The sequence below is a fragment of the Thalassospira tepidiphila MCCC 1A03514 genome, assembly GCF_001662875.1.
Lineage (GTDB): Bacteria > Pseudomonadota > Alphaproteobacteria > Rhodospirillales > Thalassospiraceae > Thalassospira > Thalassospira tepidiphila.
Genome location: NZ_JPVZ01000002.1, coordinates 245,602 through 263,558, shown reverse-complemented (window position 1 = coordinate 263,558; position 17,957 = coordinate 245,602). Strand labels below are relative to the sequence as shown.

Sequence of the window (17,957 nt, the reverse complement as noted above, 5' to 3'; positions counted from 1 at the left end):
CTGGCCCGATTTGGTCAAGCTGCTTGTCTGGAAACGTGTCGATTAATTGCGATCAGGCGGGTTTTCCGCGTTTGAGCGTCGCTTTCAGCTCGGAAAAGCTGGTCGCACCAAGCAGTTGGGCCGCAATCGCATAGACGGCCATGCCACCGGTCACAATCACCGCCATGGTGATGATCCGCGTGATCGAAAGCGCATCATTTTCCCAGAAGGCATCAATCGCAAACCAGAGTGCCGATCCCATCAGTGCGGATGCGACAAGAATGCGCGGGATGCGCCGGGCAAGGCGGGCATCAAAGGTCAGGTCGCCCCGCCGATGCAAAATAAAACCAAGCGAGGTTGCATTGACCCAGACCGAGACCGACGTTGCCGCCGCAATGCCAAGATGCCCGAACCATGGCATCAGCACCACGATCAGGATGATGTTCAGCACCATGCAGGAAATGCCAATGCGGATCGGTGTTTTGGTGTCTTCGCGCGCAAAGAAACCGGGTGCGAGAACCTTGACCAGAACCGAGGCGGGCAGGCCAAAGGCAAACACGGTCAATGCCATGCCGGTCATTAGCGTTTCTTCCGCGCCAAATGCCCCGCGTTCAAACAGAACATTGATTACCGGCAGGCCCATGACACCAAGGGCGATAGCAGCCGGAAGGGTGAGCAAAAGCGCGATTTCAATGCCGCGATTCTGGCTATACATCGCGGTTTTGGCATCATCACCCTGCAATTGGCGCGACAATGTCGGCAAAAGGGCGGTGCCAATCGCAATGCCAATCACACCCAGCGGCAATTGTTGCACGCGATCGGCATAATACAGCCAGGAAACCGCGCCATCAGAGACGAGGGAAGCCAGCATGGTGTCGATCAGAAGATTGATCTGATAGACGCCGGCGCCAATCATGCCGGGGATCATGCGTTTGCCCAAAAGCTTGATGCGGTCATCAACACGCGGCATCTGCCATTTGATGGCAAAGCCGACCCGCTTACACGCAATCACCAGCATCAGGAACTGTGCCACACCGGCAATCGCCACCCCCCACGCCAGGGCATGGGCCGGGGTTTCGGTCACCGGTGCCAAGCCGAGCAAGGCCGCAATCAGGCAAATATTGAGAATGATCGGGGCGGCGGCGGCGGCGGCATAGCGATGAAGCGTATTCATCACACCCGACATCAGGGCGACGGCGGATATGAAGGCAAGATAGGGAAACGTGATGCGCGACAGTTCGACGGCAAGTTCGAACTTTTCGGGATTTTCGGCAAAACCCGGCGCAAACACATACATCGCCCAGGGCATCAGAATTTCAATGACCGCCACCAGAAAACCGGTGATCAGGATCAGCATCGACATCGCACGCGCAGCAAATTCGCGGGCCGCGTCCATACCGCGCTTTTCGATGTCACCTGCCAGAAGCGGGATGAAGGCCGCGGAAAACGCGCCTTCACCAAACAGGCGACGAAACAGGTTGGGAAACTTGAACGCCACAAAGAACGCATCGGCCATGCCGCCCGCACCGAGCATCCCGGCAATCAGAATATCGCGGCAAAATCCCAGAAGGCGGGATAACAGCGTAAAGCCACTCACCGTGGCGATAGAGCGGACAAGCGACATTCGAGAGCGTTCCGTATTTAAGCGTCACCAAAGGGCGCGATTCTGCCGGTGATGACGTGCGATTGCGGTATTTTCACGTTTGATGCACAGGAATCTGACAGTCGAAGGTGAAAATAGTCGTAATTTTTGGGGCCTAAAACCGCGGCGTATATCGCATTTTTGTGAAAGTGATTGAATTAGGTGATTTTTTTTGGGGTCCCTGTGACAGCCGTCACAGAAAAACAGTTGCAACACCCGCATATTCACATTCGCTGAGGGTTCGTTGGGACGCGAGCCTCATATTGGACGGGCGGGGAAATACGGTATCCACCTCAACCTGCTGCACTCCGAGGATTTCGACACCGTGAATAACAGGTCACGCTGTCGGGTTTGGTTTTACCCTTCCTCGTCCGTCACAATTTCCAAAGAAATATAATTCGAGCAGTTTACTGGCCCTATCGGCTGGTACATCCGGATCTGATCCATACCGTGGCGTTGCCTAGGGTAGCGCATGGGTATTGGATCGATCCGGTTTGTTTGTTTGGCAGCGATTGTGAAACGCGCTAGTCGTTGCGAATCGCCTGCGTCAGGGTTTCCTTGACCTGGACAAACTTGGTGCGGCTGTCGATCTTGAGCCCGAACACATCCTTGACATAAAAGACGTCAACCGCGCGTTCGCCAAAGGTGGAAATGCGTGCAGAGGCAATCTGCATCGAAAGATCACGGAGCGCACGCGTGATGTCATAAAGCAGGCCCAGCCGGTCACGGGCGGTGATTTCAATCACCGTGTGGGTGCGGCTGGCCTTGTTGTCGATAATGACATTCGGTTCAACCTTGAACACCGCGGTGCGGTGCTTGTTGTCCTTGGTCTGGCGGCGTTCGATTTCCTGACTGGGGCGAATCTGCCCGGAAATGACCTTTTCCAGCGTGTCGCGCAGGCGATCAAGTTTGGTGGAGTCGTTAAACGCCTCGCCATTGGTGTCCTGCACGAAAAAGGTATCAAGTGCCATGCCATCGGCAAGGGTCAGGATCTTTGCATCAACCACGTTGGCCCCACACAGCGCCATTGCGCCTGCAATCTGGGAAAATAGGCCGGGATGGTCGGTGGTGTGGACGGTGATTTCGGTGGCATCAATTTCGGTATCGATGCGGACATCCACCGTGATCTCGGCCCCGGAATTTCGGGCGTCCCGGGTCAGATGGGCGTGATGGACGTGGATGTCGGTATCAAAACTCAGCCAATAGGACGGATAGCCGCGTTCGATAAAGTCCTCGATATCCTGTTCCGGCCAGTCTTTCAGCGCGTCACGCAGCGCGTTTTGCGCATTTTCGACACGCGAATCGCGGCTATCGGCATTAAGACCGCCTGACAGCATATCATCGGTGGCATAGTAAAGTTCACGCAGCAGGGTGGCCTTCCAGCCGTTCCAGACATTGGGACCCACCGCGCGGATATCAGCCACCGTCAGGCAAAGCAACAGGCGCAGGCGTTCCTGCGATTGCACCAGATCGGCAAAGGCGCGAATGGTGCTGGGGTCATTGAGATCGCGTTTGAACGCGGTCAGGCTCATCCACAGATGCGCCTTAACCAGCCAGGCGACCGCCTCGGTATCGGCGGGAGACAGACCCAGCCGCGGGCAGAGCTTTTCGGCGACTTCGGCCCCGAGCTCGGAATGATCGCCGCCACGGCCCTTGGCAATGTCATGGAGCAATACCGCGACATACAGCACACGGCGCGAAATCACCTGACCCATGATGCGGGTCGCAACCGGGGCGTCTTCGGCAAGTTCGCCGGACTCGATCTGATTAAGCACGCCAATTGCCCTGATGGTATGCTCGTCCACGGTGTAGGTGTGGTACATGTCGTACTGCATCTGGGCAACGACACGGCCGAAATCGGGGATGAAGCGCCCCAGTACACCGGCTTCGTTCATCTTGCGGAGCGTCACATCCGGGCTGTCACGCTGGGTAAGGATTTCAAGGAAAACCTCGTTGGCGTCGGGATCGTTTTGCAGCTTGTGATCAACGTATTTCAGGCTTTGCGTGATCCAGCGCAGGGTTTCGGGATGAATGCCGACGCGGTTTTGGTGGGCAACCAGAAACAGGCGCAAAATCTTGATCGGGTCGTTCTTGAAGACATCAAGGCTTTCGACCGTCAGGCGTTCGTTGCGCAGCTCAAACCCGTCGATTTCCTTGGTGCCAAACAGCTTGCCCGGAAAACGGATTAGCGGGCGGCGCTGATGGCTTTCTTCAAGGGCAGCACAGAAGATGCGGGTCAGGTTCCCGACATGCTTCACCATCAGATAATAGTGCTTCATGAAGCGTTCGACGCCTGATGCCCCGGCATGATCGGTATAGCCAAGCCGTTCGGCGATATCGCGCTGCATATCGAACGTCAGGCGATCTTCTTCGCGATCAGACAGATAATGCAACCAGCAACGCACCGCCCACAGGAAGTTTTGCGCCTTCAAGAAGCCGCGTGCTTCCTTGCGCGTCAGGACCTTGAGATCGACCAGCTCCATCGGGGAATTGACGCGATAAAGGTATTTGCCGATCCAGAACAGGGTATGGAGATCGCGAAGCCCGCCCTTGCCATCCTTGACGTTGGGTTCGACCACATAGCGTGAATCGCCCATGCGGGTGTGGCGTTCGTCGCGTTCGCCAAGCTTCTTTTCGATGAACTCGATGCCGCTGCCCTTGACCAGCTCTTCCATGAAGCGGGTGCGAAACAGTTTATAGGTTTCCTCATCACCCCAGACAAAGCGGCTTTCAAGCAGGTTGGTGCGAATGGTGATGTCCTGTTTGCCCATGCGCAGGCAATCATCGACGGATCGCGTCGCATGACCGACCTTAAGCCCCAGATCCCAAAGCATATAAAGAATGAATTCAACGACCTGTTCGCCATGTGCGGTCTGTTTGTAGGGAAACAGAAACAGGATATCGACATCGGAATGCGGTGCCATGTCACCGCGGCCATAGCCGCCGACGGCGACGACTGACATGCGTTGTTCATTGGTCGGATTGTGCAGCGGATAGACGAACGTGGTGGCAAAATCATGGATCAGGCGGACGATCTGATCCATCAGGAAACTGTTGGAAAAGACGGTGTCCTGCCCGGAATTGCTTTCTTCAAAGCGTGCGCGGATAACAGATCGGCCGGCCTCAAGTACTGATTTCAGCTTGTTGAGAACGGCGGTGCGCTGTTTGAAGCTTTTGAGTGCCGGATCGTTGGCGATGGCCTCAAGCTCGGCAAAGACCTTTTTGCGGTCGATGATTTCGCGCTGCTTCTTGATCTTGTAGGTCACGTTGGTCGGTTTCCTCGGCCCTGGCGTGCGGTCTGTCGGCGACAGGGTTTATATATCAATTTTCTTAACAGTTGCCGCACCATAGCGCCAATTTCATCTATCCGCATCAAATGCGTGCGCAAGTCCGATCGGCAGACACGCACCTGATATGGGGATAGGCCGCCTGTTTTGCAGGTGATCAGCCCTTCAGCGACTGAAGACGATACAGCGCATCAAGGGCTTCGCGCGGGGTCATGTTGTCGGGATCAAGATCGGCAACCGCATCAAGCAGCGCCTTTTGCGCATCCGAAAGGGCCGGGGCGCTTGTGCGTTCCTCCTTGGCGGCCTGTTCGATGGCAACCGCAAACAGCGGCAGGTCATCGGCAAGCTTGGAAACAGCACCACCCTGTTCGCCCTTTTCAAGCGTCTTGAGAACCTGTTCGGCGCGCTTGATTACGGGCTTTGGCAGACCCGCCAGCTGGGCGACATGGATGCCATAAGATCGATCCGCACTTCCTGCACCGACTTCATGCAGGAAGACGACCTCGCCCTGCCATTCCTTGATCAGCATGGTGTGGCACGACAGGTGTTTGAGCTTGGCCGCCAACGCCGTCAGTTCGTGATAGTGGGTGGCGAAAAGACCACGGCACTGATTGATTTCATGAAGGTTTTCAACCACGGCCCAGGCAATCGACAGGCCATCAAAGGTCGCCGTGCCACGGCCGATTTCATCCAAAATCACCAGCGAACGGTCAGTTGCCTGATTAAGGATCGATGCGGTTTCAACCATTTCGACCATGAAGGTCGATCGGCCGCGCGCCAGATCATCGGCCGCACCGACACGTGAAAACAGCCGGTCAATCACCCCGATATGGGCCTTGGCCGCCGGAACGAACGCCCCGATCTGGGCGAGTACCGCAATCAATGCATTCTGGCGCAGGAAGGTCGATTTACCGGCCATGTTCGGACCGGTGATCAGCCACAGGCTTTGTTCATCTTCAAGGCGGCAATCATTGGCAACAAACGGCGCGTCGCCATTTTCACGCAAGGCGGCCTCGACCACCGGATGGCGGCCAGCGGTAATGTCAAAGGCAAGGCTGTTATCGATGTTCGGGCGAATGCAACCCTGATCGCGGGCCAGTTCGGCCAAAGCAGCCGATACATCAAGGCCGGCCAGCGCACTTGCGCATTTGGCGATGTCATCGGCCTTGGCCAGAACGGCGGCCACCAGTTCGTCAAACAGTTCAAGTTCAAGCGCAAGCGCCTGATCACCGGCCTTGGAGACCTTGCTTTCAAGTTCGGACAGCTCGACGGTGGTAAAGCGCACCGCATTGGCCATGGTTTGGCGATGGATAAACTCATCCATCTCCATCATCTTGTCGGCGGTCTTGGCCGATACTTCGATGAAATAGCCAAGTACGTTGTTGTGCTTGACCTTAAGGTTGGAAATGCCGGTTTGCTCGGTATAGCGGGCCTGCAGATTGGCGATCAGCTTTTTGCTTTCACTTGAAAGCATGCGGAGCTCATCAAGCGGCGGGTGATAGCCGCCAGCAATGAAGCCACCATCGCGTGCCAGAAGCGGCAGGCTTTCGGCGATTGCCCGGCGCAACAGATCAATCAGATCGCCGTGATGGCCCATCATGGTCAAATGATCAGAAAGGGCTTCGGGCTGGGCAGTCAGGCCGTCATTGCCACCATCGGGTTTATTCAGAAGATTGCCAATCGCAAAGGCGCAGGACAGCCCATCACGCATCGCCGCCAGATCACGCGGGCCACCGCGCCCGACCGACAGGCGCGAAAGCGCGCGTTCAATATCCGGGCATTCGCCAAGGGCAGCGCGCAGATCTGATCGCAACCCATCGCGATCATGGAAATATTCCACCAGATCAAGGCGCTTGTTGACTTCATCGGCATTGGTCAGCGGGGCGGACAGGCGCGCCGCCAACAAACGTGCGCCGGCACCGGTGCGGGTGCGGTCAATGACGGATAGCAACGATCCCTTGCGCTCGCCCGACTGGGTCTGGATCAGTTCAAGGGATCGACGGGTGGCGGCATCGATTTCCATCGCCGCCCCCTCTGCCACGCGGGTTGGCGGGGCGAGGCGGGGCATCTGGCCCTTTTGGGTCAGTTCGACATAGTCAATCAGCGCACCAGCAGCAGAAAGCTCGGCGATCTCAAAACCGCCAAAGGCATCAAGGGCCTCGACCTCATAAAGCTTTTTAAGCCTAAGCTGGGCATTTTCAGCATCAAAGCGTGCGGTCGGCTGCGGGGTGATGATGTTTTTATATTCGGCATAGATGTCGAACACTTCCGCGCGGTTCAGCATCTTTTCCGAAAACAGGATTTCACCCGGATCAAGCCGGGCAAGGGCGGCACCAAGACCGGCCATCTCGCAAGGCTGCACAAAGAAATCACCGGTCGACATATCAAGCCAGGCCAGTCCGATCTTGCCGCGGACTTCGGAAACGGCGGCCAGATAATTGTGGCGCCGCGCATCGAGCAGGCTGTCTTCGGTAAGGGTGCCCGGCGTGATCAGGCGGACAACACCGCGTTTGACCACGGACTTGGCGCCGCGTTTTTTGGCCTCTGCCGGGTCTTCCATCTGTTCACAGACGGCCACCCGGAAGCCCTTGCGGATCAGACGTTGCAGATAGGTTTCGTGACTATGGACGGGAACACCGGCCATGGGAATTTCGTTACCTTGATGCTTGCCGCGTTTTGTCAGGGCAATATCAAGGGCTTCGGCGGCTTTGACCGCATCGTCAAAGAACAGCTCGTAGAAATCGCCCATCCGATAAAACAGCAGGCAGTCCTGATACTGTTCCTTGATTTCAAGGAACTGCATCATCATTGGCGTCGCGCCGTCTCTGGAAAAAGAAGGTGCGGTCGGTGTGGTATCGGATTTATCGGCGATCTGGTTCATGATGACTTGATAGCAAACCCTGAAGGCAAAGACGAGAGCAGGAAACTGGCGGGGTGATAAAACTTGATCTATGCCATTGCAACGCCTGAATTTCTGCGAATATATAAAGATCGTGACCAACAACCAACTGTCGTTTTCCGCGACAGAATAACAGTGAGCAAGGAGCGTACAAAATGGCAGAAGAACAGACCATCCCGCAGGCCCCGGAACTGGTCGGACTGTTTGATACCAAGGACGGTTTCGATGCGGCTCTGCGTGCGCTCCGCGATGCCGGGTTTGAACGCACCGATCTGTCGGTTTTAAGCTCCCACGAATCCATTGATGTGGCTGGCAAGGATGGTCGGTCCTGGTCCGATGTGCTGACCGCACTGGTGGGTGAAACCAAATATGAAGTGCCGCTGGTGGCGTCCGGTGCGATTGCATTGTTTGGGGGCGCTGCGACAGCCGCCGCCGCCATTGCGGTCGGGGCCGGTGTTGGCGCGGTCGCACTTCGTGAATTTATCGAAGAAGTGACCTCCACCCCGCATACCGAGGATTTCGCCCGTGCGGTCGATGCCGGATCGGTCATTCTGTGGGTGCGGATCGACCCGGACCACGAAGGTGCCGAGGCCAAGGCACGTGCCATCCTTGAACAGAATGATGCCACCAACATTCACCTGCATTCACCCAAATAACCAACGCGTTTTGGCGTGGCGGGCAACTGCATGACAGAGTCCGCCGAAAACGATTGAATTTGCCGGTAAGGCAACAGGAACACGGGGGCATTGGCCCCCGTTTTTCGTATCGTGGAAAGTTCATATTTGTGCCAATCGGCGGGTCGGTTTGCGCGGCGCAATAAAAACGGCAATCCCAAGGGGCATTTGTGCACGCGTGATTACGTGCCTGAAAAACCAACACTTACTGACGGTCACGGCGACTGGGTCGTTGGGGTGGGTGTGTCTGCCATTGCGTTTGCGCATGTGAAACGGGCAGGGTCAGAGGCCAATGTTGCACCGCAACACACGGAAAACGCTACGTAATTTTGCGGTTGCCGTTAACGTCGCCTTTGACCCGGGGCGCGAAGCCTGATTTATTGGGCGGTCCGACAAGACGGTCCCACGCCGCAAACTTGTCGATCAGGAAAATCAGAACTTAAGAACAAAACAGACCGTACAGGTTGCTTTCCATCTCACCACGCAAGCGTCAGTGAAAAACACAATGTCAGATACAGAAATCAAGGTTCGTGACCGTGAAGCGCTGCTGTTTCATTCCAGCGGCCGCCCCGGCAAAATCGAAATCACCGCATCCAAACCGCTGACCACTCAGCGCGACCTCTCGCTCGCCTATTCGCCGGGTGTTGCGGTGCCTTGTCTTGAAATCGCTAAGAACCCGGCGACTGCCTATGATTACACCTCCAAGGGCAACATCGTTGCGGTCATTTCCAACGGCACTGCCGTGCTTGGCCTTGGCAACCTTGGTGCGCTGGCCTCCAAGCCGGTGATGGAAGGCAAGGCGGTTCTGTTCAAACGCTTTGCCGATGTGGATGGCTTTGACCTTGAAGTGTCGACCGAGGATGTTGACGAGTTCGTCAATTGCGTACGCTTCCTGGGCGCATCGTTTGGTGGGATCAACCTTGAAGACATCAAGGCACCGGAATGCTTCATCATCGAACAGCGCCTGCGCGAAGTTATGGACATTCCGGTGTTCCATGATGACCAGCATGGCACGGCGATCATTGCGGCATCGGGGCTGATCAATGCCTGTGACCTGACGGGTCGTAAACTTGAAGACATCAAGCTTGTCATCAACGGTGCCGGTGCGGCCGCGATTGCCTGTTGCGAGCTGGTCAAAAGCATGGGTGTTGCCCATGACAACGTGATCATGTGTGACTCGCGCGGGGTGATCTACAAGGGCCGTGAAGATGGCATGAACCAGTGGAAATCGGCCCATGCGGCTGATACCGATGCCCGGTCGCTTGACGATGCGATGAAGGGCGCTGATGCGTTCTTTGGCCTGTCGGTCAAGGGGGCGGTGACGTCCGCCATGGTCAAAAGCATGGCCAAACAGCCGATCATCTTTGCCATGGCCAACCCGGATCCGGAAATTTCCCCGGAAGAAGTTGCTGCTATTCGTGATGATGCGATTTGCGCCACCGGGCGTTCGGACTATCCGAACCAGATCAACAACGTTCTGGGCTTCCCGTATATCTTCCGCGGCGCGCTTGATGTTCAGGCCTCCACGATCAACGAAGATATGAAGATTGCTGCAGCCCACGCGGTGGCATCGCTTGCGCGTGAAGACGTGCCCGATGAAGTGGCGGCGGCCTATTCCGGTCGTCGTTTGCAATATGGTCCGGAATACATCATCCCGGCCCCGTTTGACCCGCGCCTGATTACCGCCGTGCCCAAGGCGGTTGCCCAGGCCGCGATGGATAGCGGTGTGGCGCGTCGTCCGATCATTGATATGGAAGAATATGAAAATCAGCTGCGCGGACGTCTTGATCCGACGGCAGCCCATTTGCAGCTGATTTCCGATTACGTCCGTGCGCACCCGAAACGCATCGCCTTTGCCGAGGGCGAGGAAGAAACCGTGATCCGCGCAGCGGTGGCGTATCGCAATTCGGGCTACGGCACGCCGATCCTGATCGGGCGCGAAGACCGCATCCATGAAAGTGCCAAGAAGCTTGGTATTGAAAGCCTTGATGGTGTTGAAATCAGCAACGCGGCCCTGTCCAAGCATAATGCGGAATATGCCGAGTTCCTCTATCAGCGCCTGCAGCGCAAGGGCTTCCTGTGGCGTGATTGCCAGCGCATGGTCAACCAAAAGCGTAACGTCTTTGCCTCTGTCATGGTGGCACAGGGTCATGCCGATGGTTTGATCACCGGTCTTACCCGGAACTTCAATCGCAGCTTCGCCGATGTTGCCGGTGTGATCGATGCCAAGCCGGGCGAAATCCCGATGGGGCTCTCAATCGCGATTGCCAAGGGCCGGACGGTGTTTATCGCCGATACCCGTGTGCACAACCTGCCCAATGCCGAGGAACTGGCCGAGATCGCCATCCAGGCGGCCGCCAAGGCCCGTCAGATGGGGCATGAGCCGCGTGTGGCGATGGTTTCGCACTCGACCTTCGGCAACCCGTATAGCGAGGATACCGACCGTATCCGCGAAGCCGTGGGTATCCTTGAAAGCAGCAATGTCGATTTCGAGTTCGATGGCGACATGGCAGTTGATGTTGCACTCGATACCGAGCTTCTGAAGCTTTATCCGTTCTGCCGTCTGTCGGGTCCGGCCAACGTTCTGGTGATGCCGGCGCTGCATGCTGCGACCACGGCATCCAAACTGCTTGATAAGCTGGGCGGTGGCACGGTGGTTGGTCCGGTGATGATCGGTCTGGAAAAACCGGCCCAGATCGCCCAGATGGGGGCAACCGTGAACGATCTGGTGAACCTTGCCGCCCTTGCCGCCCACGAGGCAGAGCACGGCTAAGCCGTTCTGAAATCAAAGATCAAAAAGGCGGAGCTGCTAAGTCAGTCTCCGCCTTTTTCTGTTCGGGGCTGGGCGAACCTTAAAGGGGCAGGGGGCTTATTCGACCGGCTGTCCCAGAATGGCGATAGCAGCCCCCAAGGCGGCCAGCACGGCAAAGAACGTGGCCTTGCCCGGATTGCCACGACGGATGGCAATGATGGCCGCCAAGGCCGCTTGAAGGCCGTAATAGATGGCAAAGGCGCGCGATGCGTAACTGACAATCGCAAAGATGTCTGCTGACCAGGTCAGGGCGATACCGATAATCCCGAGCGCCAGATAGGCCTGGGGTTCGGTAATGCGGTTTCGCGACAGTTGGGCAAACAGTCCGCCCGATCCGCTGGTATCGGCAATTGCGGCACTGAATTGCGATGCCATGGCAGCTGCCACCAGCATGAAGGGCAGGATCGGGGCGACGATCCCCATCATGTCGATAATGCCCGTTTCCGAGGACGACATCTGATCAGGGGCAAAAACGTAGGAAATCAGAAGGATGTAAATCAGATAGATCAGGGTCGAAAGCCATTGGGCAAGGCGCATGGATCGAACACGGGTTTTGGCATCATAGCTTGATCCCAGATAGCGCGATGTTTCGAACCCCTGAACTGTGATCAAAAGACCAAAGGCCATGGTAATGGCCGGCCATCCGGTGACGTTCTGGGGATTGAAAATCAGTTTCTCGTCAATGGCCTGCTTGCCGAAATGGGCCATCAGCCCGACCAGAAGCCCGGTAATGATTGCCAGTTTCAAACCGACCGAGACATATTCAAGCCGCTCAAGGCTTTTGAATCCGCGTGACCAGCCAACCATGACAATGATGCCAAAGACGCCACTGGTCATCAGTTTGGCATCAAGGGTGGAATCAAATGGCGTCAGGCTCAGCGAAAAGGCGCCGAGCAGATTGAGGTAATAGGTCACCGAAATGATGTAGGCGAAGGCAAGCGCCCAAGAAGAAAGAGTTTCAACACGCTTTGCGAGTTTGCCATAGGTGCCGTCAATGATGGCTTCTTCGCCGGCTTGGATGTTGTTTCGGATCACCGCGCCGTACAGATAAGCCACACCACAAAGTGCCAGCATCACAAGCGGCGCATAGCCGCCATATCCCAGATTAAGCACCGGGCCGAGCAGCAGGAAACCACTGCCGATGATCGAGGCCAGCGGCGTCACCACAGCGCGCCAGGTGGTGGAACGCGAAACGCGGGGCATGGACAGCACAATCGCAATGCCGACAGTTGCGATGGCAATGATCAAATCGAATATCACGTTTCTTGCTCGGACTTTCGGGTGGTGGTGTCCTGATTTTCAAGGACTGTAAGCTGGTTGGTGTCGATTAGCATATCAGATGATGTCTGTATCGTTGCCATCAGGGATCGCACGAATAAAATCAGCCTGCAGTCTTCGCCGGGATGAATGGTAACCTGTTTGGCATAGATATCCCGTTGTCGACGTTATTGTTGGCAGGATGTGACAGATGACCTGATTTTTGCCACATCATGGCGGCAGAAGTCAGGCAAATCGCAAAACGACCAGAAAACAGGAATCGCTTATGGGCCAGTTGACCCGGTTTTTCGCCGTTATCATGTTTTTGCCGCTGCTTGCCGCCTGCGAAGATGAACAGGTCAGCGGACCGACAGCCGATGAAATCACCACGGCGGTGATCGAACGGTTTCGCGATGATCCCTATGCCAAGGTCGGGCATGTTGAAAACGTGACCAAAACCAACAGCATTTCCGAAGACGATGACGAAGTGCTTGTCATGGTGCGCTATGAGCTGGTGTTTGATCGCACGGTTGCCGACTTTGCCGATGACGTGACCGAAAAGGGCAAGGCGGCCGGGACGATGGACGATGTCGGCAGCACGGTGCGCGATGCGCTTGATCTGGTGAAAACCAAGATGCTGACGCTCAAGGAAGGCGAATACAAGGTGGGCGACCGTCGGGTGGTCGAGGATGAAATCCGGTTGCTGAAATCGGAAAAGGGCTGGATTTATCGCGGACGGCCATAACCGGGGCTTCTGATATCCGAACCAAAAAAAGGGACCCGTTCGGGTCCCTTTTTATTTGGTTTTCTGGCTTTGTCCCTTGGGATTATTCCTCAAGGGCGGCGAGCACCTTTGGCGGCGGCGGGACGTCGCCTGCCGCAAAATCAAGACCATCAAGCTCGTTCAGCCCGTTCACACTCATGATCGCATGCAGGCTGTCGACATATTCCTCGCCGCGCTCGGAATATTTGGTCAGGGTCTCGGCCAGTTCCCAGCCACTGATAAACTTGCCGTCCGCGCGAAGGGTTGCGCGACGTTCGCGCAATTCCTGATAGGCCGGGTGCGAGTTGATGTTGCGTGCATAGGCCCGCACACTGTCCATCAGGCTGCCAAAAGCCTTGATGACGTGGGTTTTGCCATCTTCGCGATCCTTCGGCACGATGCCTTCGTCATCGCCCCAGGCCCATTGACCAAACAGGGCGTTGCCTTTGCGCACAAAGCGTGACGTGCCCCAACCACTTTCCTCTGCCGACTGGGCAAGGATCAGGGAGGTCGGGATAACGTCAATGCGTTCAAGCAGGGCGTTGATGCCGCCATCGGTCACGCGATAGCGCTTCATCAGCTGATTGACCCATTGCTGATCGGCCTGGCTGACCGGGGTGCCGGAAATGCCCTTGGCCTGAATGGCCATCAGACGTTCACGGCGCGCGGTGATTTCTTCGTTCACGCGCATGGCCAGCGGCAACATGATTTTCAGGAAAAGCTGTTTGCGCTCTTCAACCGATGCCAGTTCGCCAAGGCCTTCGGGTACGCGCTTGATATAGACGCGCGGAACTTCGCCCACCTCATTGAGGTGATAGCCAATGCTTTTGAAATACTGGCTGAGTGCGATGACTTCAGGACCGCGGCGATAAACCGTTTTCTTCTTTTTTATAACGGCTTCATCTGCCGTGACTTCGACGGTTTCTGTCTCGAAACCTTCCGGAGTTGGAGAAAGATCAATTCCGGCGAAAAGCCCAATATACAAGAAAACAACCGCTCCGAAAACCGAAGCGAGCGCAACATTCCTGTAACTGTTTGTTTTTGCGCTAGTCATTGTTGAATCTCCAGGATCAGTCGAACTGTCCATCCCAAGTGGAGGTTATCTATGCCTGCCGCGCGCGATGATCGCAACGGGCAATATCTCCGAGAGTTGAAAACGCCAAGAAAACCTTTTCGTTCAGCGCATAATTTTTACGCCCGGCGCGGGTTAAAGTTCACGCCGGGCGTCTGAATTTGTTAACGACTCGTAAATCCGTGCGCGGTCAGTTCACCGGATGGTCGGACGCCATCTTGTCGGTGAGGTGTCCGAAAACCGGGTCAGGCTCAGTCAGCCATGACCGGTTCGACGGCCTGAACTTCGGGCACGTAATAACGCAGCATGTTTTCGATGCCCATCTTGAGCGTTGCGGTGCTGCTTGGGCAGCCGGCACATGCGCCGTGCATTTCAAGGAAGACCACGCCATCTTCGAAACGGTGGAAGACGATGTCACCACCATCCTGTGCCACGGCCGGGCGCACACGGGTATCAAGCAGTTCCTTGATCTGGCTGACCAGTTCATCATCGCCTTCGGCAGCAGAGCTGGTACCGGTGGCGGCGTTGGAATCCTGATCGAGAACTGGCTGACCCGACGTGTAATGTTCCATGATCCCGCCAAGAATTTGCGGTTTCAGGGTCTGCCAGTCCTTGGAGTCATCCTTGGTGATGGTGATGAAATCACCGCCGAGGAAAACACCGGCAATGCCATCAATTTCAAACAGCTTGCGTGCAAGCGGCGATTTGATGGCTTCGTCACCCTTGACGAAGTTGGCGGTGCCAAGACGGCCCATGACTTCTTCACCCGGAAGGAATTTGAGTGTCGCCGGATTCGGGGTTGGTTCGGTCTGAATGAACATTTTCGGCTTGTCCTCTCACTCTGATTGTCGGGACTTCAGGATCTGGACCCGCTGATATACATGTAATGGCAGCTACAAGGCTTGCGAAATACAAGGAAAGGCCCGTAGAGCGGGCGGGAAATCCCGGTCAAGGGGTTTGACGCAGAAGTTCGCAAGCCTTGTAGCTGTCCTTCGGATTGATCGGAGTTGCGCGGTCTACTTTGTCGCAAGGCATTGCAAGATGCATATCTTCCTGCTGCCTTGCTTCGCGTATCCACACAACTCTGAGCAACCATTGCATATATATCAGCGGGTCCAGACCCTAGAGCCCACTCAACAATCTCTATTTCATTTGGTTAGGCCCTAAATGGGGCAAAAACCACAAAAGATCAAGTCGCAGCGCGCAACTCAGGTATTCCGGAAGGCGTGTTTCGTGATCACATTGGCGTCAACGTTGCAGAATGCTGCTGATTTCGCGCATCTGGGTACGGGCCCGCAAAAGATAGAAACCAAGTCCCGCCAGATGGTTAGGGAAGACGATGCCATCGGCCGATCCGTTCACAACCACCATCGGGTCAAGTGCGGCGGCCGCCTGCAGGGATCCGATCATTTCTGCCCAGACCGATGCGATCTGGCGTTCATTGATGATCTGTTCGAAGTCGGTGCCAAGATCGCGCAAGATCAGGCTATAGGCATAAAGGCGACCCTTGGTGGCATAGAAAACGTCATCTGCCGTGCGATCAAAGATCGACGGATTTTCCACCTTATCATCAATCAGGGCAGAGGCCGAGCCAAGGTCATTGGCAATGCGGTTCAGTGTTTCCTGAAGGTTGTCGGCACGGCGTTCAAAAACCGCATTCCCGTTGGTCAGACGGGTATTGTAGTTTTGCAGGGACCGGATTGCCTGACGGTATTGTTGTTCGGACGTGACACCGGGCAGCAGCGAAACACTGGGATCAAACACCCATTTGTCGCCACGGAATTTCAAAAGGCCGGCGGCATCGTCCAGATCCGGGTCAACCTGGCTTGACCCACGGGCGCGCCCGATCTGATCGGAAAGCTCGATCGCAAAGCGCGACAGGGCATAGACAATCCCGGTCTGGAAGTTCGGCATGTTATCAAGGGCCGCACTTGGCAGGAAGAACGGGTCGTTCGCGGTCCAGCGGTTCTGGTTGACCTCGCGATCAATCAGGGCTGCGGCGGTGTTGACCGCATGACTGCCGCCTTTGTAATTGCCGATAAAGTCGGGGTTGTCATCGATACGATGCACAATCGCCATGCCCGCCGGATAATAGATCACGGCAATCAGAACGATCACACCAAGGCTGCGCACCCAAAACTTGCCCGAACCGAAAATAGCTTTCAGTCGGGAACCAAATCCTGCAACGCCGCCTTTTTTATAGAGATAATCGTCTTCAATCATGACTTGTCCTGTGAATTGATCCGGCAATTGAACCTAGGCGCTGTGCACCCAAACGGCAAGTCCATGATTTTACGCAGTGATGGTGATGAACGTTTCAAAGGTCGCCAGTCCAAGCAGTGTTTCAAGATCCTTCTCGGCCAAGGCAACACAGCCTTCGGTGCCAGCATAATCGGGTTTGGCGATATGCATGAAGATCGCCGATCCCTTTCCGGGCACGGGCGGGTCATCATTATGGCCCAGAACGACGATGATGTTATAGAGATCATCCTTGCGAAACAGCTTTTCATGGCTGGCATCAAACGGCAGGCGCACCGGGCAGTTATAGTCGGGATGACCCGGATCATCACACCAGCCGTCGGAAAATGAAATGGTGGTGACCGGAAGCTTGGTGCGCGGGCTGGGTCTGCGATCGGCACGATACATCACATAGCGCAGCTGCCAGCGACCGGCCGGCGTTTTGCCATCGCCTTCGGTTTTCTGGTCGGCATCAATCACGCCATTAATCCCAAGCGCACAGCGAAAAGTGTGTTCACCCACGCTCAGCACACCGTCTGGCGAAGCAAACAGTTCAAGCGGTCGGGACGGCGAAGGTGCAGCAGCGTCGCTTTGCATTCTATTGATGGACCTTATCGTATTCGATCATTTGCTGGCATAGTTCTGGCACGCAGCTTCAATATGCTGACGCGCCAAAGGTGAGAAACAACAAAGGTAAATTTGTGGCATTTGCGCCAATTCGCCAGTCAGCTCACAAATGGTTGATACGGCGATTTTGGCCGCCTGGTCTTCCGGATAGCCAAATATCCCGGTGGATATGGCAGGAAACGCCACAGAGGCGAGATTGTTCTCGACCGCCAGCAAGATTGATTGGCGATAACAGCTTGCCAGCAAATCGGCCTCACCCTGTGTGCCGCCATGCCAGACCGGGCCGACGGTGTGGATGACGAATTTGGCCTTCAGGTTAAATCCGGGTGTGATTCGGGCTTCACCCGTCGGGCAGGGGGCAAGCGGCCGGCAGGCGTTTGTCAGTTCAGGACCCGCCGCATGATGGATCGCACCGCAAACGCCACCGCCGGGCAACAGGGCCTCGTTCGCGGCATTGACGATGGCATCGACATCAAGTGTGGTGATGTCACTGAGGGTAATTTTGATGGCATGGGTTTTGTCGGGCGCGTTTTTGTGGGTCACGAATAGTATCCTGAAACGTGAATTCTTCCCTCAATACCAACCTGTAAGGGTGGTGCCCCTGCACCAAAGTAGTGTTGCGCGACCGATAAGTCAAAAAACAACGCTCCGCCAAATCTGACGGAACGTTGCATTTTTAAATCCGGTGCCTGTCCGAAGACTGGTTG

Annotated in this window: 12 protein-coding genes; 3 read left to right on the top strand and 9 right to left on the bottom strand. The window is 55.9% G+C overall.

Annotated features, from left to right (window positions below; all coding sequences use genetic code 11):
• Window positions 1-52: 52 nt before the first annotated feature.
• The 3 genes from murJ to mutS all read right to left on the bottom strand — a co-directional run bounded on the left by murJ (window position 53) and on the right by mutS (window position 7,789).
• A complete protein-coding gene (gene murJ / locus TH4_RS05190) occupies window positions 53-1,603 on the bottom strand; it encodes a murein biosynthesis integral membrane protein MurJ (protein ID WP_064780206.1) in 1,551 nt (516 codons plus the stop codon).
• 542 nt (window positions 1,604-2,145) lie between these two features.
• On the bottom strand, window positions 2,146-4,887 hold the full coding sequence (locus tag TH4_RS05185; protein WP_008888732.1) for a [protein-PII] uridylyltransferase: 2,742 nt from the start codon (window positions 4,885-4,887) through the stop codon (window positions 2,146-2,148).
• A gap of 178 nt (window positions 4,888-5,065) precedes the next feature.
• Entirely contained in the window at window positions 5,066-7,789 is a 2,724-nt protein-coding gene (mutS, locus tag TH4_RS05180; RefSeq protein ID WP_064780205.1) for a DNA mismatch repair protein MutS, read from the bottom strand.
• A 173-nt stretch (window positions 7,790-7,962) separates the two neighbouring features.
• Between mutS and TH4_RS05175 the strand changes: the two genes are divergently transcribed.
• Together TH4_RS05175 and TH4_RS05165 are read left to right on the top strand one after the other, a co-directional pair.
• Window positions 7,963-8,463: a hypothetical protein gene (locus TH4_RS05175; RefSeq protein ID WP_064780204.1), complete on the top strand. Its 501-nt coding sequence runs from the start codon at window positions 7,963-7,965 to the stop codon at window positions 8,461-8,463.
• A 523-nt stretch (window positions 8,464-8,986) separates the two neighbouring features.
• Complete coding sequence (locus TH4_RS05165; protein ID WP_008888727.1) at window positions 8,987-11,254, top strand: NADP-dependent malic enzyme; 2,268 nt, start codon at window positions 8,987-8,989, stop codon at window positions 11,252-11,254.
• Window positions 11,255-11,350: 96 nt separating this feature from the next.
• On the opposite strand, the gene TH4_RS05160 is transcribed toward TH4_RS05165, so the two are convergent.
• On the bottom strand, window positions 11,351-12,553 hold the full coding sequence (locus TH4_RS05160) for an APC family permease (protein WP_209437387.1): 1,203 nt from the start codon (window positions 12,551-12,553) through the stop codon (window positions 11,351-11,353).
• A 283-nt stretch (window positions 12,554-12,836) separates the two neighbouring features.
• Here TH4_RS05160 and TH4_RS05155 point away from each other — a divergent pair, with 283 nt between their 5' ends.
• A complete protein-coding gene (locus TH4_RS05155; RefSeq protein WP_008888725.1) occupies window positions 12,837-13,295 on the top strand; it encodes a hypothetical protein in 459 nt (152 codons plus the stop codon).
• A gap of 82 nt (window positions 13,296-13,377) precedes the next feature.
• Here TH4_RS05155 and TH4_RS05150 read toward each other — a convergent pair whose 3' ends face one another.
• The 5 genes from TH4_RS05150 to TH4_RS05130 form a co-directional block, all read right to left on the bottom strand.
• The gene (locus TH4_RS05150) at window positions 13,378-14,298 is read right to left on the bottom strand and encodes a glucosaminidase domain-containing protein (RefSeq protein ID WP_245227743.1); all 921 of its coding nucleotides are present in this window, start codon (window positions 14,296-14,298) and stop codon (window positions 13,378-13,380) included.
• 338 nt (window positions 14,299-14,636) lie between these two features.
• A complete protein-coding gene (locus TH4_RS05145; protein ID WP_008888723.1) occupies window positions 14,637-15,206 on the bottom strand; it encodes a NifU family protein in 570 nt (189 codons plus the stop codon).
• Between the two features lie 427 nt (window positions 15,207-15,633).
• Window positions 15,634-16,608, bottom strand: coding sequence for a DUF2333 family protein (locus TH4_RS05140; RefSeq protein WP_008888722.1), 975 nt, complete (start codon window positions 16,606-16,608; stop codon window positions 15,634-15,636).
• Between the two features lie 69 nt (window positions 16,609-16,677).
• Window positions 16,678-17,220 carry a L,D-transpeptidase family protein gene (locus TH4_RS05135; protein WP_008888721.1) on the bottom strand — a complete coding sequence of 181 codons (543 nt, stop codon included), beginning with the start codon at window positions 17,218-17,220 and terminating at the stop codon, window positions 16,678-16,680.
• 27 nt (window positions 17,221-17,247) lie between these two features.
• Window positions 17,248-17,793, bottom strand: a complete 546-nt coding sequence (locus tag TH4_RS05130; RefSeq protein WP_064780201.1) for an O-acetyl-ADP-ribose deacetylase — start codon at window positions 17,791-17,793, stop codon at window positions 17,248-17,250.
• Window positions 17,794-17,957 lie beyond the last annotated feature (164 nt).

Excerpts from the sequence above, each read along its gene's own strand:
- TH4_RS05145 (WP_008888723.1), bottom strand. The coding sequence starts at position 15,206 with ATGTTCATTCAGACCGAACCAACCCCGAATCCGGCGACACTCAAATTC.
- murJ (WP_064780206.1), bottom strand. The coding sequence starts at position 1,603 with ATGTCGCTTGTCCGCTCTATCGCCACGGTGAGTGGCTTTACGCTGTTA.
- TH4_RS05175 (WP_064780204.1), top strand. The coding sequence starts at position 7,963 with ATGGCAGAAGAACAGACCATCCCGCAGGCCCCGGAACTGGTCGGACTG.
- TH4_RS05140 (WP_008888722.1), bottom strand. The coding sequence starts at position 16,608 with ATGATTGAAGACGATTATCTCTATAAAAAAGGCGGCGTTGCAGGATTT.
- TH4_RS05155 (WP_008888725.1), top strand. The coding sequence starts at position 12,837 with ATGGGCCAGTTGACCCGGTTTTTCGCCGTTATCATGTTTTTGCCGCTG.
- TH4_RS05165 (WP_008888727.1), top strand. The coding sequence starts at position 8,987 with ATGTCAGATACAGAAATCAAGGTTCGTGACCGTGAAGCGCTGCTGTTT.
- TH4_RS05135 (WP_008888721.1), bottom strand. The coding sequence starts at position 17,220 with ATGCAAAGCGACGCTGCTGCACCTTCGCCGTCCCGACCGCTTGAACTG.
- mutS (WP_064780205.1), bottom strand. The coding sequence starts at position 7,789 with ATGAACCAGATCGCCGATAAATCCGATACCACACCGACCGCACCTTCT.